The following is a 24,459-nucleotide window of genomic DNA, read 5'->3' as shown; positions in this document are numbered from 1 at the left end:
GGGCCGTCAATCGGCCTCGAAGCGCACGGTGGGCTCGAAGTTGGCGCGGCGGGCCGCTCGGCGGAAGACGGTCAGGACGGCGGGCCCGACGACGAGCACGGCGGTCAGGGTGGTGACGGCGCGGCCGGTGTCCCAGCCGAGCGACGTGGCGAGGTCGAACAGCAGGTAGCGGTGCCACTGCTCGGTGAAGGGCAGACCGGGGAGGTAGGCGATCGAACTGTTCGGGTCGGTGGAGAACGGCCAGAAGGACAGGTTCAGCAGGAAGCCGAACAGGTAGCCGGAGAAGGCCCCGTACACGGCCAGCACGGGCACCTCCACCCGGCGGCGCCGGGTCTTCGGCAGCAGGCCTGCGAGCATGCCGACGAAGGCGCAGCCGAACATCTGGTAGGGCATCCAGGGGCCGACTCCACCGGTGAGCAGGGCGGAGGCGAACAGCGAGGTGCAGCCGAGGGTGAAGCCGAAGCCGGGGCCGAAGACGCGGCCGGCCAGGACGAGGATGAAGAAGACCGTCTCCACGCCGGCCGTCCCGGCGCCGAGGGGTCGGAGCCCGGCGTTGACGGCGGACAGGACGCCGAGCATGGCGAGCGCCTTGGCGTCGATGCCGCCCGCCGAGATCTCGGCGATGACGACGGCGAGGACCAGGACGAGCAGGGCGGCGAAGATCAGCGGCGGGGCGTAGTTGGAGCCGAACTTCCCGGGTGCGACGACGAACGGCCAGGTGAAGGCGACCAGGCCGATGAAGGCGGCCAGGGCGACGACGACGCGGGCCCGGCCGGGGATCCGTACGGCGGTCATCGCGCGGCCTCCGCCGGTTCGAGGGCCTCGGTGACCTGTTGGGGCGTCAGGTAGCCGAGTGGGGCGAGGATCTTGGCGGTCTGCGGGGCGAAGGTGGGCGAGGCGACGATGACCTGGGCGGTCGGCCCGTCGGCGACGATCTCGCCCTCGGCCATCACCACGACGCGGTCGGCGGCGGAGGCGACGAACTCGACGTCGTGGGTGGACACGACGACCGTACGGCCTTCGGTGGCGAGCGCGTCCACGATGCCGGTGAGCGCCTCCTTGGCGTGGTAGTCGAGCCCCCGGGTGGGTTCGTCCAGCAGCACGACCCTTGGTGCGGCGGACAGTTGGATCGCCAGGACGAGGGCCAGCTTCTGCCCCTCGGAGAGGTCCCGGGGGTGGGTGTCGTCCGGGATCCCGGGGGCCAGGCGGTCCAGGATCTGCCGGGCGGTCGGCCCGTCGGCGCCCTCGGCTTCGGCATCGCTCTGGGCGAGTTCCCGGGTGACCGTCTCCAGGTACAGCAGGTCGGTGGGGGTCTGCGGGACGAGCCCGACCAGCTGCCGGGCCCTGGCCGCGGGAAGGCGCTTGGGGTCCTCGGCCTTCTCGCCCCCGGCTCCGGTGACCTTCACGCTGCCGCCCTGGCGGGGCCCGGAGCCCTGGAGGGCCCACAGCAGCGAGGACTTGCCGGAGCCGTTGCGGCCCATCAGCGCCGTGACCTCGCCCGCGCGCAGGTCCAGCCGGACGTCCCGGACGGCGGCCACCGGCCCGTACCGGACCACCACGCCCTTCGCCTCCAGCACCGGTTCCCCCGCCGCCGCTGCCCGGCGCGGCGGGGGAACCGGTACGTCCGTGAGCCGCTCCCGCAGCGGTGCGGCGGCGCGGCGGGCGTCCCGGACGGACAGCGGCAGCGGCCGCCATCCGGCCAGGCGGCCGAGGTCGACGACGGGTGGCGCGATCGCGGTGTCCCGGAAGACCTCGGCGGGCGGACCGTGCACGACCGTCCCGTCCCCCGGCAGGTAGGCGACGCGGTCGGCGTACTGGACGACGCGCTCCAAGCGGTGCTCGGCCAGCAGGACGGTCACCCCGAGGTCGTGGACCAGCCGGGTGATCGCGGCCAGCACCTCCTCGGCCGCCGTCGGGTCGAGCGCGGAGGTCGGCTCGTCCAGGACCAGCACGCGGGGGTGCGCGGTGAGGACTGATCCGATGGCGACGCGCTGCTGCTGGCCGCCGGAGAGCTCGTGCAGGGCGCGGTGGCGCAGCTCGGCCAGGCCGAGCAGGTCCAGGGTCTCCTCGACCCGCTTGCGCATGACCTCCGGGGGGATCGCCAACTGCTCCATGACGTAGGCGAGTTCCTCCTCCACCGTGTCGGTGGTGAAGCCGGCCGACGGGTCCTGTCCCACGACGCCGACCACGTCGGCGAGTTCTCTCGGCGGGTGGTGGGCGGTGTCCCGGCCGTCCACGGTGACCCGGCCTCGCAGGGTGCCGCCGGTGAAGTGCGGCACGAGGCCGTTGACGGCGCCGAGCAGGGTGGACTTGCCCGCCCCGGTACGGCCGACCACCAGGCAGAGCTCGCCCTCCGGGATGTGCAGGTCGACGTCGCGCAGGACGGGCGTGCTCTCGCCGTCGTACACCACGCCGACCCGGTCGAATCGGATCACGTGCTCACCTCGGAGGTCGTGCGGTCGGTGGTGGTGGCGGCGGCGGTGGCGGTGGCGTCGTCGGGGTGCGCGGTCGGGCGCGGCCCCGGCACGGCGGTGGGTCCGGGCGTGCGGCCGGGCGGCGGCGAGACGATCCCGGCCGCGCCCGCCAGGAGCAGGGCGAGCACCGGGACGAGCGGCAGCGTCGGCCAGGTCAGCGGGTAGAGGGAGGGGTTGAGGTCGGTGGCGTCGTAGCCGACGGTGGCGGACAGCAGCACGGCGGCGGCCGCTCCGCAACCGGCCACGCCCCACTCCGCGGCCCGCCAGCGGTCCGGCCGGTAGGTGGTGCGCCGCACCCGGCGCCCGCCGAGCAGCAGACCCGCCACGCAGAGCACGGCACCCGCGAGGAAGGCGGGCAGGCCGAGCGCGGCCGGGGCCGTCCCGTCCAGCAGTCCGTACACCCCGGCGCACAGGCCGCACATGCCGAGCAGCATCAGCACCCCGGTGAGCCGGCGGGACCGGCGCGAGGCGGTGCCGGAACGCCCGTAGCCACGCGAGTCCATCGCGGCCGCGAGGCCCAGCGAACGCTCCAGCGCGTCCTCCAGGACCGGCACCACGATGCTGCGCAGGGCACGGACGCCCTTGCGCCGCCCCGCACGCAACCGCCGTGCCCGGGCGACCCGTTGGACGCTCTGCACCAGCTGGGGCGCGACACTGAGCGCCACCGTCACGGCGACGCCGAGCTCGTAGAGGGCACCGGGCAGGACGCGCAGGGCCCGCTTGGGGTTGGCGAGGGTGTTCGCGGCGCCGATGCAGCAGATCAGACAGGCCAGCCGCAGCCCGTCGAAGGCCGCGGAGAGCGTGGCCTCCAGCGAGACCGGGCCGCCGATCCGGATCCCCGCGTACCAGTCGGGGGTGGGGATGTGCGGCAGGGAGAAGAGCAGGTGGTCGTGCGGGGTGACACCGGTGGCGAAGACGCATCGGAAGACCACCCGGATCGCCACCACCGTCAGCGCCAGCCACAGGTAGTAGGTGAACCCGCGGGCCCACGGGGCCTCGCTGCGGCGGGCGGTGACCACGTAGCCGAGCACGGCGAGGACGAGCAGGAGCAGCAAGGGGTTGGTGGTGCGGCTGGCCGCGGTCGCCAGGGCGAGCGCCCAGGCCCACCAGGCCAGCGGGTGGAGGTTGCGCGGGGCGCGCCGGCCCCCGGCGCCCCGCCCGGGGCTGCGCTGCGGGGAGCCGAGGCCGCAGGTGTCTTGCGCGCTCACCGGATCACTCGGCCCGTCGGCGGCGACGGCGTGCGGCCACCACCGTGGCCACGCCCAGCGCCACGACGAGGACCGCCCCGAGCGCAGCGGGCACCATCGAACCGGAGTCGTGCGGGGCGTCGGCCACCGGGTTGGCGTCCACCACCCCGCCGGGCACGGCGGGCGCGGACGTCGCCCCGGCCGCGGCCACGGCCGTCTGCGGTGTCGGCCCGTCACTCGGGGTCTCGGTCGGCGGGGCGGTGGAGACTTCGGCCGGTACCGGCGTGGGATCGGGCGCTCCCGGCGGGGTGATGCCGTCCGCAGGAGTGGCCGCGGTACCCGTTCCCGGGGTCGCGGCGGGCGCCGGCGGACGGGTTCCGCCGGGCCGGGGTGCGGCCGGGGCCGGGGCACCCCCGGTCGAGCCGGAGCCGCCGCCACGCGTCGTACCGCTGCCGCCCGTCGTGCCCGATCCGCCCGTCGTACCGGAACCGCTCGCCGCTCCGCCGGAGCCGCCCGTCGTGCCCTGGCCCGGGTCGGCCGGCTGCCCGCCGGAACTGGGGTTGTGGGCCCGGACGCTGTCCGGCGAGAAGGTCGGACGCCCCTCGGTGCCCTCCACGTTGGTGCCGCCGTAGATCCACAGGTCGACGCTGCCGGGCTTCGGCTGGTAGAGCATCGCCCCGAGCTGGCTGTAGGACCACTCGTTCTGGCCCGGATCAGCGTGCCAGTACGACCAGTACGCGGTGGCCGGAGGTGTCAGGACGCACTTCTCCTGGTCCGGGGTCGGGAACTGCTTGCCGCCCTGGTAACCGCTGTAGCCGATCCGGCAGATGAAGGCCGGGCCGTCGTGGCCGGTGCCGGTGGTCTTCCAACCCCCTTGGTTCAGCAGGGTGTAGCCGGTGGTGGGCGTGGAGCCGCAGGAGCGCAGCAGCGGGCCGCCCCACTTGCTCAGGTCCACGGCGAGGACGACCCCGGAGGTCGGAGTGCACTGCTCCATCGGCAACGGCGCAGCGGCAGCCGGGACCACGCCCACGGCGAGGCCGCCGAATGCCAGCGCCGAGGTCAGTGCCGCCGCCCCGGACAGCCGGGCGAGCCGCTGCCCGAGTCCCCGGCTCACCGGTGACGCCCCGGGGCGGCCGTCCGGCGGCGACGGGCGACGATGACGGCAGCGGCACCGAGCGCGGTCAGCGCACCGGCGGCCGCCGTCAGCGCCAGTGCCTGGGTTCCGGTGCTCGCGAGGTGATCCGAACCGGTCTGCACCGGGACGCCTCCGGCCGCCTCGGCACCGCCATCCGTCGGGGCGTCGACGCCACCGGACGACGGCGCGCCGGTGGTCGGGCCGGGCCCGGTCGTGGTGGGCGAACCCGTCGGGGTCCCGGTGGACGTGGTCGTCGGGGTGGAGGTGCCGGTCGGGGTGGGCGTACCGGACGGAGTGGTGGAGGGAGTACCCGTCGGGGTGACCGTACTCGTCGGGGTCGGCGTGCCGGACGGCGTGGTGGACGGCGTCCCGGTCGGCGTCGGCGAGCCGCCGAGGTCGCGGGACAGCGTGCCGAAGGAGATGCCGGTGGCGCCGCCGAGCACCTGCGTGGACGCCCGGACGTCCGACCCCCGCTGCCCGGTGGAGGCGACGTTGAACCCGCCGTCACCATTCTGCTGCCCGGCGAGGAAGTCGAGCGCCTTGGCGATCTGTCCGCCGTAGGCGGCCTTGCGCAGCGTCATCCCCTGGACGGCCAGCGCGGCCGAGTTGGTGGAGTTGCCGGCCGCGCCGGGGAAGCCGCCGTCGGGCAACTGCCGTGCGGCGAGCCAGCCGAGGCCCTTCTCGACCGCCTGGGCGGCCTCGTCCCCGGGGACCAGGGCGAGGGCCATGACGGCCATGGCCGTGCTGTCCACATCCGCGTCACCGGCGGCCGGGATCAGGCTCGGCCAGGACCCGTCCGGGTGCTGGAGGCTCCTCAGGTAGCCGATCGCGGGAGCGGCACCGGTCGACTCTCCGGCCCGGAGCTGGGCCATGACGGCGAGCGCCTGGGAGAAGACCGAGGTGGCGTAGGTGTAGTTGCCCGGGGCGTCGCAGCCCGTGCTCGCGTCGGCCTTGGTGCACACCATCGCGGCGAGGGCGGCGATCAGGTCGTGGCCGCCGAAGTTCCGCGGGTTGCGGCCGACCGCCTCGGCGAGCAGCGCCTCCTTGCCGATGGACCCGCCGCCGGCGTACTCGGTGCCGATGGCGGTCCAGTCGTTGACGGTGCGCGCGCTCGCGTCCTTGCCCTGCTGGTCCAGGAAGTCGACGATCCTGCGCAGCGCGGCGTCGTCCGTACCGGTCGCGGCGAGGGCGTAGGCCCCGTCGATGGTCAGGCCGAAGTCGGCGAAGGCCGGGAACCCCTCGTAGTAGTGACCGTCCGTCAGGCGGGACGGGTCGGTGAGGTAGGCACTCCCCTTGGCGGCGTCCGGCTTCCTCCCGGCAGGCGGGGTCGGTGTGGCGGTGGGGCCGTCCGCGTCGTGCCGAGCGGTGGTGAGGTCGGCACCGGTCAGGGCCGGGATCGTCGGCCGGGCTGCCGCGCTCTCGGGGTGCCCCAGCAGGACCGTACCGCAGGCGGCGACCGCGACGGCACCGGCGACCACCAGCGAGGCGAGGTCCCGGTTTCTGTGACGTGTACGACTGCTGCTGACCCTCACGACGACTCCCTGGTCGGTCGACACGGGAGAAACGGCGCAGCCGACGGCCGCCCACGGGGAACACGGGACCGTCGAGACCACGTCGTAGTCCGCGACGACGCAAGTGCTGTGTGAACACACCCCCGGTCCAGGCATTCCGGCTCACCCACCCTCAGGTGGGTCCACGGTTGCGGGTCAGCGCCGGAGTTGGACCGGCTTCCCCTGAATGCCGAGGGCAAAAAATCGGTTCATCAGACCACGTTGACCGAAGCAGAGTCAATGAGGCGTCAGCGGTGGCCGAGCGGGAGGACCCGGGTGCGGCACCGGGGCTGACGCGCAGCGGTGGGGGGGTCACCGGTGCCCCGGCCCCTCCCGGGAGAGGAGCCGGGGCACCGGTCGGCGTCCGCGGTTCAGGACGCGGTTCAGGACGCGGTGATGCCCGGCTGGGCACCGGCGCCGAAGGACCAGCCCTCGACGTCGCCGGGTGCCGGGTTGTAGCTGCCCGCGCCCAGGTTGCTGTACGACCAGGGGCCGCCGTGCTGGGCGTGCCAGTACGACCAGTAGGCGCTGCCGGTCGGGTTGGTGCAGGTCGTCGGCAGGGCGTTGATCGTGCAGACGAAGCCCGGGAAGCGCGGGTGGAAGGAGTACGAGAAACCGGCCCCGGTCAGCGCGGCCAGGCCGCTGGCCGGGTCGCCGGGCGCACAGCCGGTCTGGACGCCGCCGCCGACGGCGGTGAAGTCGACCACGACGGTGACCCCGGTGGTGCCGGTGCAGGCGTCCGCCCGCGCCTGCGGGGCCTGGACGGCGGAGACGCCGAGCAGGCCGGCCGTGAGGGCCGCCGCAGCGGCGATCGACCCGAGCGTACGGCGGGCCGGGCGGGCACGGCGGGCCGGGCGGACCGCGGTGAAGGTGTCGGTCATCGGTGAAATCCTCCTGGAGTCAGGCTCGTTCAGCGCACGGCCGTGGGCGTGGCCGTGGCCGTGTCCGTAACCGTGGCCGGGCAGGCGAGGGTCGGGGCGCCGGGGCGTGCACCGGCGGCGGACAGCGTGGCCAGCGGGGTGCCCGCGAGGCCGAGGACGGCCTGTGCCGTGGCCCGGGCTCCGTTGCCCGCGTTGAAACCGCTCGCGTCGTAGGCGACGGCGCCGCGGACCGCCGGGTCCGCGGAGCAGTCCTGCTGGAACTTGACCAGCCGGCTCCAGCCCTTGAAGCCGGCGGCCAGGCGCCCGCCGGAGAACAGCGCCTGGGTGGCCAGGCCGGTGGTGTTGGCGTTGGAGGCGGTCGCCCCGGCGGCCGCGAACCCGCCGTCGCCGTTCTGGTGGGCGGTGAGCCAGCCGAGTCCCGTGTTCGCCTTGGCGGCGCGACCGGTGGCGGCGAGGGCCTGGACGGCGAGCGCGGTGGCGTCGGGGTCGCTGGTGCAGGCGGCCTGGCCGAAGGAGACCGGGAAGCCGCCGTCCGCGCACTGGCTGTTCGCCAGGAAGTCGACGGCCGCCGCCGGGGCGTCACCGGGCGTGCGGTGCAGGGCGATCAGGGCGAGGGACTGGCCGAAGGCGTTGCTGTAGTCGCCCCACTGGGAGCGGTCGGAGAAGCGGCCTCCGGCGGTCTGCAGCGAGCGCAGCCGGGCCGGCAGGTCGACGCCGCCGAAGGCGGTCGGGTCCCCGCCGCGGACCTCGACGGCGAGCAGCAGCTTGGCGGTCGCGCCCGCATAGGCCTCGGTGGTGCCATCGCCGAGGTAGCCGCTGATGACCTCGGGCTTCGCCAGCCAGGCGGTGGCCTTCGCGGCGGCGTCGTCGGAGCTGCGCGAGGCCGCGAAGGCCAGCACGGCGTCGATGGTCAGGCCCTGGTCGGGGTAGGCGGTCCCGTTGAAGACGGACTCGAAGTGGTCGCCGCCGACGAGCTGGCGGGCCAGCCAGCCGCCCGCGGCGGCGTCGGGGCGGAACGTCCCGGACGAGGTCGGGGCGGCGGGCGCGGCACTCGCGGCGGTGGCCGCCGGGAGCGCGGCGGCAAGGGCGAGGGCGGGTATCGCGAGCAGACCGAGGGTGCGGCGGAGCGCGGGCATGGAGGCCTTTCCGGGCCCGCACGCAGGCGCCCGGAGGGCCTCGGCAACGCACCGGGCAGCCCTCTGAGCTCCGGCCCGCAGACCACGACGGGAGGAGTGGACGACACACCTCCGCCGACGGGTACTCGGGCTCGCCACCGACGCGGGGTCGGAGGCCTACCGTTGCGGGTCAGCGCCGGACTCGAACCGGACTTCCCCCGAGGGCGGAGTCACAACTTGACGGCCCATCATGGCGACACGGAAAAGATCCGGTCAAGGGTTCGAGCGCGACACCACGGTGCCCGGCACCCGCCGTCGCGACGCGCGCTCCTCTCCCCGCCGTCCTGGCCAGGTCCTCAGGGACGGCAGAATGGCTCCCATGCGGCACATCTTCGTCATCGGCATCGGCGCGGGCGACCCCGACCACCTCACCCTGCAAGCGGTCCGGGCGATCGGTCGCACGGACGTGTTCTTCATCCTCGACAAGAGCGAGGAACGACAGGACCTGATCCACCTGCGGCGCCGGATGCTGACCGAGCACGGCCGGCCCGGGCACCGGGTGGTCGAGGCACCGGACGCGGAGCGGGACCGCACCACGCCCGCGTACACCGCCGCCGTGGACGACTGGCGCCTCCGGCGCGCCGACCTGGTCGAGCGGCTGGCCGCCGAGCACCTCGGCGAGGGCGAGACGGGTGCCTTCCTGGTCTGGGGGGATCCGAGCCTCTACGACAGCGTCATCGCGGTGGTGGAGGACGTACGGGCCCGCGGCGCGGTCGCGTTCGACTACGAGGTGGTCCCAGGCATCAGCAGTGTCTCCGCGCTCGCCGCCGCCCACCGCACCACCCTGACCCGGGTCGGCCGCCCGGTGCAGATCACCACCGGCCGCCGCCTGGCCGAGGGGTTCCCCGAGGGGGTGGACGACGTGGTGGTGATGCTCGACGGCCGGGCCGCCTTCACCGGCCTCGACCCCCAGGGACTGGAGATCCACTACGGCGCTTACCTCGGCACTCCCGACGAGATCCTGGTCGCCGGGCCGTTGACCGAAGCCGCCCCACGGATCCGCGAGCTGCGCGAGTCGGCACGCGAGCGCAAGGGCTGGATCATGGACACCTACCTGCTGCGGCGGTCGGAGGGCTGACCGGCGTGCGCCGCCCCGGGCGAGGGGGCTGCGCACGCGCGGACCGTCAGCGGTGCTCGAACTTCGGCGCCCGCTTCTCGGCGAAGGCGGCCATGCCCTCCTTCTGGTCCGCCGTGGCGAACACCGAGTGGAACAGCCGGCGTTCGAAGCGGACGCCCTCGGCGAGCGTCGTCTCGAAGGAGCGGTTGACGCTCTCCTTGAGCATGACCGCCGCCGGGGTGGACATCGCCGCGACGGTCTCGGCGGACCCGGAAGACGGTGCTGGTGATCGAGTGGCTCACGATCGCCACCGGGGTGATCCAGCTGCTCTCCCGCGGCTCGATCATCTCGCTGGCCGGCATCGATCGCGGGCATCATCGTCCTGGCGTACAGCTCCGCCGAGGGCAAGGAGTGGTTCACGGTCCGAAGGGCCGATCATCAGCGCCGGACGCCGGGTTGTCGACGTCGGGGGCGTGAGCGCGGTACGTCGGGCTCTGGCGGGTGCGGTGCTGGAACGGGATCTCCGCTGCGCAGGAGCGCCGGGGCCGTCCGGCATCATCAGCGAGGCTACGAGTTCGTCGGGATGTAGTCGTAGCAGTACTGCAAGCCGCCCTGCGGATTGATCTGCCAGTACGAATTCCACAGGGCGGTACCGGTCTTGGGCCCGACGATGCCGTCCCTGCTGAGGCCGTTGCCGTACGCGCGCTGGAAGTCCTCGACCATGCCCTCCGTATCCGGCCCGAAGTCGCCGTCCACGGCGATCCTGTGGCCGAGGCCGACACCGTTCAGGAAGGCCTGAACACACGAAACCGCGGGTCCGTGCGACCCCTTCTGCACGTAAGGGGCGGTGGTGGAGGCCTCGGCCGTTCCGCTGAGGCCGACGACCACGGACAGTGACAACGTCACGCCCGCAGCGACACGTGCCAGTGCGCGTGCTCTCATAGCGACTACATCCATTTCTGGGGCCATCCCCCGGTGGCTCTGGTGATGACGAAGACCAGTCATCAGCGCCAGGGATCCTACCTGAAATGATCAAGAAAGAAACCAGTCAGGCTGCCCATCCAGTGGGCGAGCTGGACGTCGCCGGTGGTGCGGCCGCCGCCGGCGGTGACCGGAATCCGGTGGGTGAGGGTCGCGCACCACTTGTGGGGCCAGGGTCAGGGCCGCCCGTCCCCACCGGGGGCGACGACCTGCCCGACCCAGCCCCAGAACCTTCGGAATGGACCGAGGAGAGAACGTGCGCGAAGCACACACCAGGGAGGCGCACGGCCCGAGGCGGCAGCGTCGGACGAAGACCACCCGGGAGAGGAGTGGGGCCGGTCTCACCGCAGCGAGACCGGCCGGAGGACAGGAGCGGCGCGCCGAGTCCGGGGGGGTAACCTGCGCGCCGCCGGCCTGTCCACACACCTCCGGCTACCCCCGTGCCACCACTTCATGCACCACCGGGCCGTCGTCGGACGGCCGTTCCGCCTCCTCGCTCCCGGCACGACGCCCGCCCGGAACGCCGAGGGCTGCTGCACACCCGGTACCGGGGGCCGTACGGGAGCCGGAGGTCGGGGCGACGGGGCCGGGTGCAGCCCCGAGCGGTCGTCGCGCGCCGTCGTCCCGCGGCGCGGCGTCGTGGATGCCACGGCACGTCACCAGGGCTGCTGCCCGATCGGATCGCCACCGTCCGGTGGCCCTTCGGCCGGGGCGACGCCGTGGTGGTACAGCAGCAGCGCGACATCGTCCTCGTAACCGCCGGGTGGGGCCAGCGTCTGCATCAGCCGGTCGGCGAGCCGGTCGAGCGGGAGTCCGACGTTCTCGGCGAGGGCCCGGGCGGCGTGCTCGACGCTCTCGGGCAGCGGGACCCCGCGGCGTTCCGCCAAGCCGTCGGTGGCCAGCAGCAGGACGGAGCCGGCCGGGAGCACCGCGACGGCCTCCGGCCTGACCGTGTCGGGGGCCACGGCGAGGGGCAGCGACCGGCCGTCGTCGAGCAGGACGGTCCCGCCGTCCGGCAGCGCGACGATGCCGGGCGGGTGAGCGGCGATCGAGTACCGAAGGACACCGGTGACCGGGTCGAGGACCGCGCAGAAGACGGTGGTGCACAGGGCCCCGGGGACGCCGGCGGCGAACTCGTCGAGGGCGGCGAGGGTGCGGGCCGGGCTGCGGTCCTGGAGCAGCAGGGCACGGCACGCGCTGCGCAACTGGCCCATGACGGTGGCGGCTTCGATCCCGCGGCCGACGCAGTCGCCGACGACGATGCCGATCCGGCCGTCGCGCAGGGGGACGGTGTCGTACCAGTCGCCGCCCACCTCCAGGGGGCGGGTGGCCGGTTCGTAGCGGACCGCGAAGTCCTGCGGGAGATCGGCGGGGCCGAGGATGGCGCGTTGCAGGGCGATGGCCGTCTCGCGCTGCTGATCGATCCGGTGGGCTCGGGCGAGCCCTTGGGCCAGACGACCGGCGAGCAGGGTGAGGAGCAGTTCGTCCTCGCGGGTGAAGGGCCGGCGTCCGCCCAGCTCGACCAGCAGGGCGAGCGGGCCGGCCGGGTGCTCCAGCAGGACCACGGCCCCGCCCGGCACTGCCATCGGCGCGAGCATCGGGGCTCCCGCCACGGCCGCGAGATCGCGGTGCCGGGGAACGGCCGCCGCCTCCTGGGCGGCCGGGGCCCAGGCGACCGGCACCGGTGCGGCTTCGCGGGGCAGCAGTACGGCGAGCACCCGTTCCGCGTCCCACAGGGCCCGCAGTTCGGCCACGGCTCCGTCGAGGGCCCCGGCGACGCCGACCGCGTCGGCGACGATCTCGCCCAAGGCCGCGACCGCACCCTCGCGCCGGATCGCGTGGTACTCGGCGGTGACGTCGCGGAAGGTTCCCACGGTGACGGTGGTCCCCGTGTCGGGGTCCTGGACGCGGTTGCAGGCCGCTTGCACCCACAGCCGCTTCCCGTCGGCGTGCCGCACGGACAGGGTGGCACGGCCGCCGTCCCCGGAGACGAGGCGGGCGAAGGCGCGCGCCGTCCGCCGGTGCGCGTCGGGCTCGGTGTCGGCGTCCGGCCACCACGGGTGGGGCGGGGCGCTGGGGAGGTGTTCGGGGCCGTGGCCGAGCAGTGCGGCGAAGGCCGGGTTGGTCTCGACGACGGCGCCGTCCCCGTCGCAGACGAAGAAGGCGTCATGGAGGGAGTCGACCAGCGCGGTGCGCCAGCGGGCGTGTCGGCTGCGGACCCGGGACAGGTCGACGATCGAGCGTACGTGGGCGAGGAGTTCGGCGGCGGCGAAGGGCTTGACCAGGTAGTCGTCCGCGCCCGCCGCCAGTCCTTCGACGGCGGCCTCCTGTCCGGCCCTGGCGGAGAGGAGGAGGATGGGCACCCCTGCGGTGCGGGAGTCGGTCCGCAGGGCCTGGGCCAGGTGGAGTCCGTCCAGACCGGGCATCATCACGTCGCTGACCACCAGGTCGGGGAGGTGGGCCCGGGCCGCGGCGAGTGCGCGCCGACCGTCGGCAACCACGGTGACCAAGTGGCCGGCGCCGCGCAGGATGCGCGCGAGGTAGCGGCGCATGTCCGCGTTGTCGTCGGCGACCAGCACGCGGGTGGCGGCCGCGGCGGTCGCGGGGGAGCCGTCCCGGGAAGGGTCGGCGTACCGGCCGTCGGGCTCCTCGGCGTCCTGGAGCCAGCCCAGGGCCTCCTGAAGGTAGGACTGCGCCCCCGGGGACGGCGGACCGGAGCTGGCGGGCTCCGTCGGCCGCGCCCCGGGGCGGAGCGGCAGGGCCGCGGTGAAGCTGCTGCCCTCGTCCTCGACCGACACGGCGGTGAGAGTGCCCCCGTGCAGTTCGACCAGTTCCCTGGCCAGGGCCAGGCCGATGCCGCTGCCCTCCTGCGAGCGTGCCCGGGGATTGTCCACCCGGTGGAACCGTTCGAACAGGTGCGGGAGCTGGGCGGCGGGGATGCCGGTGCCGGTGTCCTGCACCGTCAGTTCCGCGCGCCCGTCCACCGCGCGTACCCGCACCCGCACCGCGCCTTCGGGTGTGAACTTGAGGGCGTTGCTGAGCAGGTTGAACACCACCTGCTCCCAGAGTCCCGTGTCGAGCGCGACCGGGGCCGGCAGGGGCGGGCAGTCGACCTCGAACGCCAGGCCCGCCGCCTCCATCGCGGAGCGGAAAACGGACGCCAGGTCGGCGGTGACCGCCGAGAGGTCGACGGGCACCGGAGCCGCCCGCAACCGTCCCGCCTCGATGCGGGAGAAGTCGAGCAGGGCGTTGACGAGCCGGCCCAGCCGCAGGCCGTTGCGGTGGACGGCCTCCAGATCGGCCCGGACGTCCTCTCCGGCGTCGGCCAGCCGTCGGCGGAGGTCCCCGACCGGACCCGTCATCAGGGTCAGCGGGGTGCGGAACTCGTGGCTGACGTTGGAGAAGAACGCGGTCTTCGCCCGGTCCAGTTCGGCGAGTTCCTCGGCACGCCGCCGCTGCGCCTCGTGGTCGCGGGCGCTGGCGATCCCGGCGGCCAGGTGGCCCGCGACGAGGCCGAGGAAGGCGCGGTAGTCACCGTCCAGCGGCCGGAACCGGTTCAGCCCGGACACGAGGAAACCGTCCGGGCTCTCCCCCGCGCGCGTCAGCGGGACCACCAGTGCCCGGGCCGGCGGCTCGCTCCACATCCCGTGCGGCAGTCCGTCGAAGACCGGTGCCGCGTCCAGGTCCACCACCCGGCTGTGTCCCTGGCGGGCCGCCGCCACGGGCCACGGCACCTCCGTGTCGGCGGGAAGGCGCGCCGGGGCCGCGGGGTGGGCGGCGTCGATGCCGGACGAGGCCGCCAGGCGCGCCGATCCGCCCTCCTCGAACAGGTAGGTCAGCGTGAAGGGCATCGAGTAGGGGTTGCGGGCGAGTTGCTCCGCGGCGAACGCCAGGAACTCGCCCTCGGTGCGTACCGCGCCGGGGTCCGAGCCGAGGTCGCGCAGGGTGGCCATCCGCCGCTCGGCGACCACCCGCTGGGTCTCCTCGTTGACCACGCACAGCACGCCGGCCACGGCGCCCGACTCGTCGCGCAACGGGCTGTAGGAGAACGTGTGGTAGCTCTCCTCCGGGTACCCGGAGCGTTCGAGGAACAGCAGCAGGTCCTCGTCCCAGGTCGACACGCCGTCGTGCAGGACGCTGTCGACCCGGAGGCGGACATCCTCCCAGACCTCCGGCCACACCGTGGGGAAGGGCCGGCCGAGCGCCCACGGGTACCGCTGCCCCAGGGTGTCGCGCCGGTAGGCGTCGTTGCAGAAGAACGTCAGCTCCGGGCCCCAGGCCATCCACATCGCGAACCGGGAGGAGAGCAGGATCTGCACGGCGGTTCGCAGGCTCTGCGGCCAGTGCTCCGGCTCTCCCAGCGGCGTCGCCGCCCAGTCGACCCGGGCCAGGTCGGCGCCGACGAGCGGGTCGGCGCCGAACACACCTCCCGCCGGGGGCAGCACTGCACCTGGCACCGGAGTTCCTCCCCCGTCGACGTGGGCACACCCGACCGCACTGGACCGGGTCATCGTGCCGCGTCGGCCGGGCCGGCCGACGCACCGGTGGACGACCTTACGGGCAGGTGACCCGCCTCCCGGCCGCCACCCCGAGGTCTATAGCATCGGCCGGGTGACGGACCACAGGAACACCCCGGGCATGGCCGTGCTCGCGCTGAGCGGCGAACTCGACTACGACCGCGGGGCCGAGCTCTCCGAGCAGCTGGACGCCGCGGTCGCCGCGCGGCCGCCGGTGCTCGCCGTGGAACTCGCCGAGGTCACCTTCGCCGACTCCTTCGCGCTGCGCCTCCTGGTCCTCGCCGACCGGCGGATGCGGTCCGAAGGCGGCCTGCTCCTCCTGGTGGGGCCGCTGACCAGCGCCGTCAGCCGCCTGCTCGAGGTCACCGCGACGGACCGCCACTTCACCCTCGCACCCGATCCGCGCGAGGCCGCGCGGATGGCCGCGGCCTTCCGCCGACCGCCCACCACGGGCACCGGCCCGACGTGACCACTCCGTCCGGGCATCAACCACCACTCTCCGGGCACACGCTTCGCACAGCGCCCCACAGCGTCCTTCCTCTGCTCGCTCCGCGCACAAGACCCTGATACGAGGCCGCATCATGTCCCACGCCGACGGAACGGTCTCACCCGACGGACCGGGCGCGGACGGCACCCGTCACCGACCCCGGCGGGTGGTCACCGCAGCCGACGCCCGCGCCCTGCTCACCGAGCTCGTCCGAACCCTGGACGGCGACACCGACCGCCTGCTCGCCGACGTCAAGCTCGCCGCCACCGAACTGGTCGTCAACGCCCACCGGCACGCCGGCGGGCTGACCGGCTTCCACGCCCGCATCGACCACGAGCGCCGCCGGCTCGTCGTCGATGTCGAGGACGCCGACGAACGCCACCCCACGGGTGAGCCGCTCGACCAGCGGGCCCCCGAAGCACCGGGAGGCCGCGGCTGGGCGCTCGTGCAGATCCTCGCGCACACCTGCCGCATCGAGCCCCTGCCGAACGGGGGCAAGCGCATTCGCGCCACGTTCGCCTACTGAGCCGCAGCCGACCGGCGACGGCGCCCGGTCGTGCCCGCGGACGGCACAGGCCGCGCTGACCGCGGGCGATTCCCCCGGCCCGACGCCTACTCGTAGTAGCGGCGTTCCTCGACCGGCTCGTCCACTCCGATCCGGCGGACCAGGCGCCGCCGGCGGTAGATGTTCGCATAGGTGATCATGCCCAGGAGTCCGGCGGCCATCAGGATCCAGCCCACCGTGTGCACGTTGATTCCGTTCAGGTGCCAGTCCGTCGCGAAGACCATGATGGCGCCGAGGGCGAACAATCCGATGCAGCCACCGATACCCATGCTGTCCCACTCCTCGTCAGTCGGCTCTCTGCTCCTCGGGTGCCCTGGATCCGGGATTGAATGTCGGCATCGGCGGAATCGTCTGCGGGCTTTCCGGCGGGGTCGCTACAGCCGGACCTCGGCCCACACGGTCTTGCCCAGCTCGTGGGTCTCGGCGCCCCACCGGCAGGAGGCGCGCTCGACGATGACCAGCCCGTGGCCGCCGGGCGTACCGGGCAGGTGCGGGAGGCGGAGAGCGGGCAGGACGGGGGAGCCGTCGCTGACCTCGATCCGCAGCGTGCCCGGACGCGCGTGCAGCGCGAGCTCCAGCGCACCGCCCGCGTGCATCAAGGCGTTGGCGACGAGTTCGGCCACCAGGAGGACGACGTCCTGGCCCGTCGGCGCCGACGCCTCGGGCCCGAAGGGTTCGACCGGTTCGAGGGGCCCGAACCAGTCGGCGAGCGCTCGCGCGGTGAAGGAGCGGGACCGGGCCACGGGCTTGGCCACCCCTGCCAGTCCGAGCCGCCGGAGCTGTCCGCCGGCCGGTCGTACGGCCCCGACGGCCGCTCTGCCGTCGCCCAGGGTCACCCCGTTGGCAGTCATGGGCGGCTGCCCCCTTCCACTGCGGTACCGGTCCGGCCGGACCCGCTGCTCACTCGGACTCGGACGTGGATCGACGGCTCGGCCGCCGGCCCGCGGTGCACCGGCTCCGCCCCGCGGTCCCTCATCGGCCGGACGCGGTGCGCAGGCTCTCACCGTCGGCGTCGATCGAGAAGATGGAGTCGGTGCCGGTGATCTCCAGGACCCGCGCCACCGCGGGCGAGGGGTGGGCGAGCCTGAAGTCGACTCCTGCCGCGATGGCGTTCATCCGGGCCCGCAGGAGCAGGTTGAGGCCGGAGGAGTCGCAGAACCCGACCCGCTCCAGGTCGATAACGACCAACGGGGGGCGCTCCGCTATCAGTCCGTCGATCGCGGAGCCCGCGGGGGCGCGGGACTCGATGTCCAGGTCCCCGACGAGTGCGCAGACGGACAGCTCGCCCGCGGTGCGGTGGAGGCGGACCTCCAGCCCGGTCACGGGCGGATCCTCGACCCGCGGCACGCTGCTGGTTCCCGATTCGTTCGTCATCATCGTCCTTCGTCCACCGAACCCCTACGCACCCTACGCCCGCCCACTGCTGCGGCCGACCCGCCTGGCTCGGTCCCCGTCGCCCGCCAGGCCCTCGCGCAGGGTCTTGAGCGTGCGGCTGAGCAGCCGGGAGACGTGCATCTGCGACAGTCCCAGCCGCTCCCCGATCTGGCTCTGCGTCATGTCCTCGGTGAACCGCATCGACAGCATCAGCCGCTCCCGCGCCGGCAGGGCCGCGATCAACGGCTTGAGCGCCACCAGATCGGCCACCCGCTCGGCGTGGTCCTCGTCGACGCCGAGCAGCCGGTCGGCCACGGACATGGCGCTGCCGTCCCGCTGCGAGTCGACCGAGAGGTCCAGGGAACCGGCCGTACGCGCGTTGGCGGCGGCGAGGCCCTGGACGATCTCCGGTTCGGGCAGTTCGAGGTGTCGGGCCAGTTCCGCGACCGTGGGCGCCCGGTCGAACTGCTGGGACAGCGCGTCCTGGGCCTTGGCCAGGGCCAGGCGCAGCTCCTGCATCCGCCGGGGGACGTGCACCGTCCAGGTGTTGTCGCGGAAGTGGCGGCGGATCTCGCCCTGCACCGTCGGGATGGCGAAGGAGCTGAACTCCACCCCGTGCTCGGGGTCGAAGCGGTCGATGGCCTTGATCAGGCCGATGGCACCGACCTGGAGCAGGTCGTCCTGGTTCTCCCGCTTCACGCCGAACCGCCGCAGCACGAAGCGCACGAGCGACATGTTGAGCTCGACCAGGGTGCCCCGCACGTACGAGTACTCCTTGGTGCCCTCCTCCAGGGCGGCCAGCCGCGCCAGCAGGGCCCGGGTCAGCTCCCGGGCGTCCGCCGGAGCGACCTCACCCGGGTCCTCCACGTCGGCGAGTTCCGGTGCGGCGTCGCGTCCGGAAGCGCCGACGAGCGGGCCGGCGGCATCCGGCGCGAGGCCGGTCTCCACCTGGAGCAGCTCTTCAGTGGTGATACCCATGTCGGTCCTCTTCCTCCATCACTCCGGCACAGCCGGCGGCGCGACTACCCGCTCGCGGCGGGAGCATGCCCGGCTCCGGCGTGAAGATTCCGTGTACGCCGGACGTGCCGGGACAGGCTGCCGTCCGGTCAGCGACGGACGTGCAGGGCGCAGACGTCGTCGCGGCGCTCGGCCGTCCCCACCAACTCCCGCACCAGCCCGGCGAGGAACGGCCCGCCGCCGCCACGCCCCCGGGCCGCGGAGGCCAGTCGCGCCATGGCCGCGTCCAGGGGTTCCCCCGGACTCTCGATCAACCCGTCGGTGTAGAGCAGGAGTTCGTCGCCGGGCAGCAGTTCGATCGACGACGCCTCGTAGCGCGGGGTGCCGGTCGCTCCCAGCAGGATGCCCGCCGGAGCCGGCAGGAAGCGGGCCTCGCCGTCCCGGAGGAGCAGCGGCGGCAGGTGGCCGGCCTGCACCCAGGTGAACCGCGAGGTGTCGGGCCGGTAGCAGGCCATGATCATGGTGGCGGTGCTGAACGGCCGGTCGTAGTTGTGCAGCAGCAGGGCGTTGAGGCGGTGGAGGATCTCCGGCAGCGGCGTGCCCGTGATGGCCATGCCCTTGGCCGTGAAGCGCAGCAGGGCCATCGTGGCCACCGCGTCGAGGCCGTGGCCCGCGACGTCGCCGACGACCAGCAGCGCACTGCCGTCCGGCAGTTCGAGCGTGCTGTACCAGTCGCCGCCGACGTTCAGCCCCTCCTGCACAGGCCGGTAGGCGACGTCGACGACCAGGCCCGCCAGTTCGAGCACCTGGTGCGACTGCGGCAGCAGCGTGTTCTGGAGCCGGGCGGCCAGGTCCCGTTCGGCCGCGAGCAGTCCTTGGTGGGCGAGCACCGCCTGCTGGTGCTCCAGCAGTTCCTGCTCGGCGCGCCTGTCCGCGGTCAGGTCCTGGAACAGCCCGTTGAGTTCGACCGGATCACCGTGCGCGTCCATCTGGGCCTCGGCGACGATCCGGACGTGTCGCACCTCTCCCCCGGCGAGCACGATCCGCACGGTGCGGTCGATCCGCCCGCCGCCGCCCATCAACCGGCCGACCTCTGCGGCCAGGACCTCACGGTCCTCTTCCGCTGCCCGGGCGGGCAGGTCCGACAAGGCCAGCGGCCCCAGCTGCCGGGGCCGGTCGAAGATCGCGTAGACCTCCTGCGACCAACTGACCTCGCCGCGGACCAGGTCGTGGTCCATCCAGCCGGTCCGGCCCAACTGCCGCATCAGGGCCTGCCTGCGCCGCTTCCGCTCGTGGGCGTCCAGGCGGGTCCAGGAGACGACCAGTCCCTGCCGGCAGGGCACCGCCCGCACCTTGTAGCGGGAGGACCGGGGGATGCCGGCCGCGACCTCCTCGTAGTTCAGCTCGCCCTCCCAGCGGACGCCGGTCGCGTGGGCGTCGAGGTAGCCGCGCCAGAGGTCGCTGCCGGCGACCCCGGGATACATCTCCAGGACGCTCCGTCCCAGCAGCTCCGGGCCGCGGCGCCCGGCGATGTCGACCGCCTGGGGAGAACTCGCGGTGAAGCGGAAGTCCACCACCTCCCGGTGCGTCCCCAGCACCGGCGTGAGCAGGACCATCGACCCGAAGGAGGCGTCCAGCACGTCCTGGATCGCGCTCTCCTGCGGATGACCACCCGGCGTCGCACTGCTGTCAGCGCTCGAACCGGGCGGTGCTGGTCGGTCGTGGTCCGTCATGCGAGGAGCATGCCATGTCGCGGGCCGACCGACGTCCGGCGTTACGCCCCCCGCCGGTTCGGCGGCGGGCCCTCAGCGGACGGGGATCGTGATGGTGATGCGCTTTCCTCCCCCGGGGAACCGCTCGACCTTACAGCTGGCCGCCAGTCGCCGGACGATCACCCACCCGCGGCCGCCGAGCCGGTCTGGGCCCGGCCCCTCCCGCTCCGGGGCCCGGGGCAGTTCGTCCGAGCGGTCCTCCACCTCGATGCGCAGCACCGGCGGCTTCACGTCCAGCCGAGCGCGGAAGCCGGTCAGCCCGCCCCCGTGCCGTAGGGCGTTCGTGAGCAGTTCGGTCACGGCCAGGTGGGCGTCCCGCCGCGCCGCGCTCGTGTCACCGGGTACGGCGCTGAGCAAGGACGTGATGACCGACCGGGCATCCGCCGCGGTGGCCACCGGCAGGCCTCCGCCGACTGCCGCGCGGTGCACCTGGACCCCCTGCTCGTCCGCCGGGGGTCCTGTGCGCAGTACTGCGGGGCCCGCCGTGCTGTCGGGCGGGAGGAGCGGTTCCGGCATACGAGGACCTCTGACGGGGTGAAGCCGCAGGGAAGGTTCGGAGTGCGAACGGTGCGGGATGTCAACCTTCGCATGCCCGGTGAGCCGTGCATCACTCCGCACCGCTCCGGTCCCGGAGTCACCCGGCCCCACCCGCACGGGGCTCGGTGGGCTCCGGTCCACCGACGGCCTCGGCCACGGTTTCCGCGAACGCGAAGTACCCGGTGGTCGAGGAGACTTCGAAGAGGCGCCGCACCAGCGGATCCAGCGGGCCGGCGATCACCAGCCGCCCGCCTCCGGCAGCAAGGCTCCGGTGGGCCTCGAAGAGGGTGTGGAGTGCGGAGGAATCGGCGAACTCCACCCGCGACAGGTCCGCGACCAGCAGGCCCGAGAACCCCTCGACGGCGCGGTCGACCTGCTCGGCGAAGGCCTGGGCGCTCTCCCACTCGAGCTCGCCCTCGGCTGCCACCAGTCGATGGCCCGGCCAGTGGGCCCCGTGGACGACCACCTCGTCGTTCTCCGTCACAGCGGGATGCTACGGCATCCGCGCGCGGCCGATCGGGTCGGCCCGGGGGCGGATCGAGGCCGCTACCATGGACCCTCATCCAGCGCACCGTCGACTTCGTGCGGTTCCGCGGCCGGCCGACCGAGTCCTTCGGGCCAGCGCGCACCGGTCGCAGCCGCTGCACGAACAGAGTGAGGTGATGGTCCAGCAGGGCCGGACGAGATGCCAATCCTTCCGACGGACGATCCACCCACGCCGACCCACCCCGGTCTGGCCTTCCTCGCGGACGCCCCCCACCCGGTGCTGCTCCTCGCCGCCGACGGGACCGTGGTCCATGCCAGCGGCACCGCCCGGGAGCTGCTCGGCGGCCGTTCCGCAGCCCGGGGCGCCGCGGTCGCACCGTGGCTGCTCGAAGCCCACCTGCGGATGTCCGGGGAGGGCCCCGGCGATCCCGGGCGCTCCGCCCGGGGCTCCTCGCCGGCCGTCCGCGGGGTCCTGGCCGGCGGCGAGGTCGAGGCCCATCCCTCGGTCCAGGCCGACGGAAGCGTCGTGTGGTGGCTGGTGGACGGGGCCGACCGCAGTCTGGCCGCGGCCCTCGAACGCGACCGCTGGGAACTGCTGGCCCACCTCTCGGGCCAGCTGCTCGCCTCGCTCAACGTCGAACGGTGTCTGGAGACCACCGCCCAGCAGGCCGCGGTCCACCTGGCGGACGCCGCGGTGGTCGTCTCCCCCACCAGCGGCAGGCTGTTGCGCTTCGTGTCCTGCGTCCGGGGCGAGCCGCCGGTGCACGGCCGGGCCCGGGCGGACGCCTCCGCCGTACCCGGCCTGGCGGAGGCCCTGCGGGGCTTCCCGCCCGTGCCCTCGCGCTGGATCGACCCCTCCTCGGCGCCCCAGTGGCTCGTTCCCGAAGGCATGACCGCCGTCGGCGCGGTGTCCGTCACCCCGCTGCCGGGCCACGGTGTTCCCGCCGGGGCGCTGGTGCTGCTGCGCGGCGCGGGCCACGGCGCCTTCTCGCCCTCGGAGGAGGTCTTCGCCCGGCTGTTCGCCGCCCGCGCGGGCGCGGCGGTCTCGGCTGCGGTGATGTACTCGGAGCAGGCCGCCGTCACGGACCTGCTGATGCGTGAACTGCTGCCGCCGCGGCTGGAACACGTGGCGGGGACCGACTACGCCGCCGGCTACCGGGCCTCGGTCGACCGGGACCGGATCGGGGGCGACTTCTACGACGTCCACCCCGCGACGGACCCGGACGGCGAGACCCTGGCGGTACTCGGCGACGTCTGCGGGAAGGGGCTGGCGGCCGCCGTACTGACCGGGAAGATCCGCAACACCCTGCACGCGCTGCTGCCGCTCGCGGACGACCACCCCAGGCTGCTGACCCTGCTGAACCGCGCGCTGCTCACCTCGCAGCACACGCGCTTCGCCACCATGGTGCTGGCATCGGTGCGGCGGCAGGAGGACCGGGTCACCGTCCGGCTGTCGGCGGCCGGCCATCCGGCTCCACTGGTCGTCCGGGCGGACGGGAGCGTCGAGACCGCCCGTACGTCCGGCAGCCTGGTGGGCGCCCTACCGGAGACTCGGATCGAGTCCGACACCGTCGTCCTGGCTCCCGGCGAGGCCTGCGTCCTGTACAGCGACGGGGTCACCGAAGCCCGGGGCGGTCCGCTGGGGAACGTGATGTTCGGGGAGGAACGGCTGGTGCGCGTGCTCGGCGAATGCGCCCGGATGCCCGCCGAGGCGATCGTCGAACGGGTCCTGATGCTCGCCTCCCAATGGGTCGGCAGCAGCCGGCACGACGACATGGCGGTTCTCGTGATCGCGGCGCCGCAGGGCAGCCGGCTCTCCGCCGGTGCCGGGCGCGCTGCCGGGGAGCCGGACCAGTGACGGCCCCCGACCTGGAGGTTCCGGCTCCGCGGACGGACGACCCGGCGGCATGGGCCGATGGTCTGTGGGCCGCGGTGTCGGCCGGCGACGAGGCGGCAGCCGGCGCCGTCGCGTTCGACGCCCTGGGCGCCGGGGTGGCGCCGGAGGCCGTCCTCCTCGACGTGATCGCCCCCGTCCAGGCCCGGGTGGGCGCCGAGTGGGCCGCCAACCGGCTGACCGTGGCCCAGGAGCACACCGCCACCGCGATCAACGACCGGGTCGTCACCGCCCTCGTCGCCCACCCGGCGGTGCGCGGCAGCGTCCCGCGGACCCCCCGCGGAAGGGTGACGGTGTCGTGCGTGGACGGCGAGTGGCACGCCTTTCCGGCCCGGCTGCTGGCCCAGGTCCTGGTCCTGCGCGGCTGGCAGGTCGACTACCTCGGCTCGCAGGTCCCCACTCCGCTCCTGATCAGTGAGCTGCACCGCACCGCGCCCGACGCGCTGGCCCTGTCGGCCTCGCTCGCCCCCCGGCTGCCGGCCGCGCACACCACGATCACGGCCGCCCAGGCGGCGGGCGTGCCGGTGCTCGCAGGAGGGGCCGCGTTCGGCCAGGACGGCCGGTACGCCCGGCTGCTGGGAGCCGACGCCTGGGCCCGGAGCGCCCGGGGCGCGGCCGAGCGGCTGGCCCGGGGACTCGCCTCCCCGGTGCCAGAGCACCAGCCCATCGACGACCTCCCGCACCTCGCCGACCAGGAGTACACCCTGCTGAGCCGGAGCGCGCCCCGCCTCGTCGGCGCCGTCGTCTCCGGCCTGCTCAAGGAGGTGCCCGCAGTCAGGGCCTACACGGAGGCACAGCTCCAGCACACTGCCGAGGACATCGCGCACGTGGTCGACTTCCTGGCCGCCGGCCTCTACACCGACGACCCCGACCTGTTCTGCGGCTTCCTGAGCTGGACCGCAGGTGTCCTCGGCTCCCGCGCCGTCCCGGCCTCCTCGATGCTGCCGGCGTTGGAGATCCTCCGTCACGAACTGCGGGACCTGCCCCGCTCCGTCACCCTGCTCGACCACGGGCGCACCGCGGTCGCGGCCCTGCTCCCACCGACGGTCCACGTCCCGAACCAGCACCACGGAAACCCGGCATGACCACACCCACCGATCGAGACCCCGTCGCGCCCGGACCGGCCCCGCGACCCGACACGATCACCGTCGTGGTCGAGGCCGACCTCGACCACGAGACCTGTGACGCCCTCCTCTCGGCCGTCACGACCGAGCTGTCGGCGCGGCCGGGCGCGAGCACGCTCCAGCTGGACTGCACCGCCATGACCATGTGCGACTCCATGGGGCTGTCCACCCTGATCCAGATCCGCCGCCACACCGACGCCGCCGGCCTGCGCCTGCGGATCGACCCCCGCCCGGCACTCCTGGACCGGCTGCTGCACCTCACCGGCACCTTCGACTACCTGCTCCGCTGACCAGCCCGCACCGTCC

General features: G+C 74.0%; 22 protein-coding genes, 1 pseudogene and 2 riboswitches. Of the genes and pseudogenes, 6 read left to right on the top strand and 17 right to left on the bottom strand.

Annotated features, from left to right (window positions below; all coding sequences use genetic code 11):
- Positions 1-6: 6 nt before the first annotated feature.
- The 7 genes from ACFXPX_RS11855 to ACFXPX_RS11825 form a co-directional block, all read right to left on the bottom strand.
- Positions 7-795 carry an ECF transporter S component gene (locus ACFXPX_RS11855; protein WP_380524496.1) on the bottom strand — a complete coding sequence of 263 codons (789 nt, stop codon included), beginning with the start codon at positions 793-795 and terminating at the stop codon, positions 7-9.
- The gene (locus tag ACFXPX_RS11850) at positions 792-2,435 is read right to left on the bottom strand and encodes an ABC transporter ATP-binding protein (RefSeq protein WP_380640824.1); all 1,644 of its coding nucleotides are present in this window, start codon (positions 2,433-2,435) and stop codon (positions 792-794) included. Before ACFXPX_RS11850 ends, ACFXPX_RS11855 begins: the two co-directional genes overlap by 4 nt.
- A complete protein-coding gene (locus ACFXPX_RS11845; RefSeq protein WP_380640822.1) occupies positions 2,432-3,682 on the bottom strand; it encodes a CbiQ family ECF transporter T component in 1,251 nt (416 codons plus the stop codon). The genes ACFXPX_RS11850 and ACFXPX_RS11845 overlap by 4 nt, the downstream gene beginning before the upstream one ends.
- A 4-nt stretch (positions 3,683-3,686) precedes the next feature.
- Positions 3,687-4,775: a hypothetical protein gene (locus tag ACFXPX_RS11840; RefSeq protein ID WP_380524493.1), complete on the bottom strand. Its 1,089-nt coding sequence runs from the start codon at positions 4,773-4,775 to the stop codon at positions 3,687-3,689.
- Complete coding sequence (locus ACFXPX_RS11835) at positions 4,772-6,328, bottom strand: prenyltransferase/squalene oxidase repeat-containing protein (protein ID WP_380640820.1); 1,557 nt, start codon at positions 6,326-6,328, stop codon at positions 4,772-4,774. The genes ACFXPX_RS11840 and ACFXPX_RS11835 overlap by 4 nt, the downstream gene beginning before the upstream one ends.
- A 108-nt stretch (positions 6,329-6,436) precedes the next feature.
- A riboswitch (cobalamin riboswitch) is annotated at positions 6,437-6,581 on the bottom strand.
- Between the two features lie 148 nt (positions 6,582-6,729).
- A complete protein-coding gene (locus ACFXPX_RS11830; protein ID WP_380640818.1) occupies positions 6,730-7,227 on the bottom strand; it encodes a flagellar hook-length control protein FliK in 498 nt (165 codons plus the stop codon).
- A 29-nt stretch (positions 7,228-7,256) separates the two neighbouring features.
- A complete protein-coding gene (locus ACFXPX_RS11825; protein ID WP_380640816.1) occupies positions 7,257-8,363 on the bottom strand; it encodes a peptidase in 1,107 nt (368 codons plus the stop codon).
- Between the two features lie 98 nt (positions 8,364-8,461).
- Positions 8,462-8,610, bottom strand: a riboswitch (cobalamin riboswitch).
- Positions 8,611-8,721: 111 nt separating this feature from the next.
- On the opposite strand from ACFXPX_RS11825, the gene cobF reads away from it, so the two are divergent.
- Positions 8,722-9,480: a precorrin-6A synthase (deacetylating) gene (gene cobF / locus ACFXPX_RS11820; RefSeq protein ID WP_380640814.1), complete on the top strand. Its 759-nt coding sequence runs from the start codon at positions 8,722-8,724 to the stop codon at positions 9,478-9,480.
- A 46-nt stretch (positions 9,481-9,526) separates the two neighbouring features.
- Here the strand turns inward: cobF and ACFXPX_RS11815 are convergent.
- The 3 genes and pseudogenes from ACFXPX_RS11815 to ACFXPX_RS11805 all read right to left on the bottom strand — a co-directional run.
- Positions 9,527-9,724 (bottom strand): annotated as a pseudogene (locus ACFXPX_RS11815) (enoyl-CoA hydratase-related protein); the annotation flags it as partial.
- Positions 9,725-10,026: 302 nt separating this feature from the next.
- The gene (locus tag ACFXPX_RS11810; protein ID WP_380524487.1) at positions 10,027-10,365 is read right to left on the bottom strand and encodes a peptidoglycan-binding protein; all 339 of its coding nucleotides are present in this window, start codon (positions 10,363-10,365) and stop codon (positions 10,027-10,029) included.
- Positions 10,366-11,096: 731 nt separating this feature from the next.
- Positions 11,097-14,951 carry a SpoIIE family protein phosphatase gene (locus tag ACFXPX_RS11805; RefSeq protein WP_380640812.1) on the bottom strand — a complete coding sequence of 1,285 codons (3,855 nt, stop codon included), beginning with the start codon at positions 14,949-14,951 and terminating at the stop codon, positions 11,097-11,099.
- 100 nt (positions 14,952-15,051) lie between these two features.
- On the opposite strand from ACFXPX_RS11805, the gene ACFXPX_RS11800 reads away from it, so the two are divergent.
- Both ACFXPX_RS11800 and ACFXPX_RS11795 read left to right on the top strand, forming a co-directional pair.
- The gene (locus ACFXPX_RS11800) at positions 15,052-15,426 is read left to right on the top strand and encodes an STAS domain-containing protein (RefSeq protein WP_380524485.1); all 375 of its coding nucleotides are present in this window, start codon (positions 15,052-15,054) and stop codon (positions 15,424-15,426) included.
- Between the two features lie 112 nt (positions 15,427-15,538).
- On the top strand, positions 15,539-15,970 hold the full coding sequence (locus tag ACFXPX_RS11795) for an ATP-binding protein (RefSeq protein ID WP_380524484.1): 432 nt from the start codon (positions 15,539-15,541) through the stop codon (positions 15,968-15,970).
- Between the two features lie 86 nt (positions 15,971-16,056).
- Here the strand turns inward: ACFXPX_RS11795 and ACFXPX_RS11790 are convergent, their stop codons facing one another.
- The 7 genes from ACFXPX_RS11790 to ACFXPX_RS11760 form a co-directional block, all read right to left on the bottom strand.
- Positions 16,057-16,278: a DUF6458 family protein gene (locus ACFXPX_RS11790; protein ID WP_380524483.1), complete on the bottom strand. Its 222-nt coding sequence runs from the start codon at positions 16,276-16,278 to the stop codon at positions 16,057-16,059.
- Between the two features lie 105 nt (positions 16,279-16,383).
- The gene (locus tag ACFXPX_RS11785) at positions 16,384-16,860 is read right to left on the bottom strand and encodes an ATP-binding protein (protein WP_380586292.1); all 477 of its coding nucleotides are present in this window, start codon (positions 16,858-16,860) and stop codon (positions 16,384-16,386) included.
- Positions 16,861-16,981: 121 nt separating this feature from the next.
- A complete protein-coding gene (locus ACFXPX_RS11780) occupies positions 16,982-17,332 on the bottom strand; it encodes an STAS domain-containing protein (RefSeq protein WP_380640810.1) in 351 nt (116 codons plus the stop codon).
- 84 nt (positions 17,333-17,416) lie between these two features.
- A complete protein-coding gene (locus ACFXPX_RS11775; protein ID WP_380524480.1) occupies positions 17,417-18,361 on the bottom strand; it encodes a SigB/SigF/SigG family RNA polymerase sigma factor in 945 nt (314 codons plus the stop codon).
- Positions 18,362-18,489: 128 nt separating this feature from the next.
- The gene (locus ACFXPX_RS11770) at positions 18,490-20,073 is read right to left on the bottom strand and encodes a PP2C family protein-serine/threonine phosphatase (protein WP_380524479.1); all 1,584 of its coding nucleotides are present in this window, start codon (positions 20,071-20,073) and stop codon (positions 18,490-18,492) included.
- Between the two features lie 72 nt (positions 20,074-20,145).
- Positions 20,146-20,628, bottom strand: a complete 483-nt coding sequence (locus ACFXPX_RS11765; RefSeq protein ID WP_380524478.1) for an ATP-binding protein — start codon at positions 20,626-20,628, stop codon at positions 20,146-20,148.
- A 118-nt stretch (positions 20,629-20,746) separates the two neighbouring features.
- Entirely contained in the window at positions 20,747-21,133 is a 387-nt protein-coding gene (locus ACFXPX_RS11760; RefSeq protein WP_380524477.1) for an STAS domain-containing protein, read from the bottom strand.
- Positions 21,134-21,334: 201 nt separating this feature from the next.
- On the opposite strand from ACFXPX_RS11760, the gene ACFXPX_RS11755 reads away from it, so the two are divergent.
- From ACFXPX_RS11755 to ACFXPX_RS11745, 3 genes are read left to right on the top strand one after another with little or no spacing between them, the layout of a single operon-like run.
- Positions 21,335-22,993 carry a PP2C family protein-serine/threonine phosphatase gene (locus ACFXPX_RS11755; protein WP_380524476.1) on the top strand — a complete coding sequence of 553 codons (1,659 nt, stop codon included), beginning with the start codon at positions 21,335-21,337 and terminating at the stop codon, positions 22,991-22,993.
- A complete protein-coding gene (locus tag ACFXPX_RS11750) occupies positions 22,990-24,114 on the top strand; it encodes a B12-binding domain-containing protein (protein WP_380524475.1) in 1,125 nt (374 codons plus the stop codon). Before ACFXPX_RS11755 ends, ACFXPX_RS11750 begins: the two co-directional genes overlap by 4 nt.
- Positions 24,111-24,443: an STAS domain-containing protein gene (locus tag ACFXPX_RS11745; protein ID WP_380524474.1), complete on the top strand. Its 333-nt coding sequence runs from the start codon at positions 24,111-24,113 to the stop codon at positions 24,441-24,443. Before ACFXPX_RS11750 ends, ACFXPX_RS11745 begins: the two co-directional genes overlap by 4 nt.
- Positions 24,444-24,459: the final 16 nt, after the last annotated feature.

The organism is Kitasatospora sp. NPDC059146, from assembly GCF_042786665.1.
Lineage (GTDB): Bacteria > Actinomycetota > Actinomycetes > Streptomycetales > Streptomycetaceae > Kitasatospora.
This window is presented reverse-complemented; position numbering and strand designations above follow the sequence as displayed.

Coding starts and splice junctions, on each gene's coding strand:
- ACFXPX_RS11790 (WP_380524483.1), bottom strand. CDS start 16,278: ATGGGTATCGGTGGCTGCATCGGATTGTTCGCCCTCGGCGCCATCATG.
- ACFXPX_RS11755 (WP_380524476.1), top strand. CDS start 21,335: ATGCCAATCCTTCCGACGGACGATCCACCCACGCCGACCCACCCCGGT.
- ACFXPX_RS11785 (WP_380586292.1), bottom strand. CDS start 16,860: ATGACTGCCAACGGGGTGACCCTGGGCGACGGCAGAGCGGCCGTCGGG.
- ACFXPX_RS11775 (WP_380524480.1), bottom strand. CDS start 18,361: ATGGGTATCACCACTGAAGAGCTGCTCCAGGTGGAGACCGGCCTCGCG.
- ACFXPX_RS11825 (WP_380640816.1), bottom strand. CDS start 8,363: ATGCCCGCGCTCCGCCGCACCCTCGGTCTGCTCGCGATACCCGCCCTC.
- ACFXPX_RS11805 (WP_380640812.1), bottom strand. CDS start 14,951: ATGACCCGGTCCAGTGCGGTCGGGTGTGCCCACGTCGACGGGGGAGGA.
- ACFXPX_RS11795 (WP_380524484.1), top strand. CDS start 15,539: ATGTCCCACGCCGACGGAACGGTCTCACCCGACGGACCGGGCGCGGAC.
- ACFXPX_RS11830 (WP_380640818.1), bottom strand. CDS start 7,227: ATGACCGACACCTTCACCGCGGTCCGCCCGGCCCGCCGTGCCCGCCCG.
- ACFXPX_RS11745 (WP_380524474.1), top strand. CDS start 24,111: ATGACCACACCCACCGATCGAGACCCCGTCGCGCCCGGACCGGCCCCG.
- ACFXPX_RS11765 (WP_380524478.1), bottom strand. CDS start 20,628: ATGCCGGAACCGCTCCTCCCGCCCGACAGCACGGCGGGCCCCGCAGTA.
- cobF (WP_380640814.1), top strand. CDS start 8,722: ATGCGGCACATCTTCGTCATCGGCATCGGCGCGGGCGACCCCGACCAC.
- ACFXPX_RS11770 (WP_380524479.1), bottom strand. CDS start 20,073: ATGACGGACCACGACCGACCAGCACCGCCCGGTTCGAGCGCTGACAGC.
- ACFXPX_RS11855 (WP_380524496.1), bottom strand. CDS start 795: ATGACCGCCGTACGGATCCCCGGCCGGGCCCGCGTCGTCGTCGCCCTG.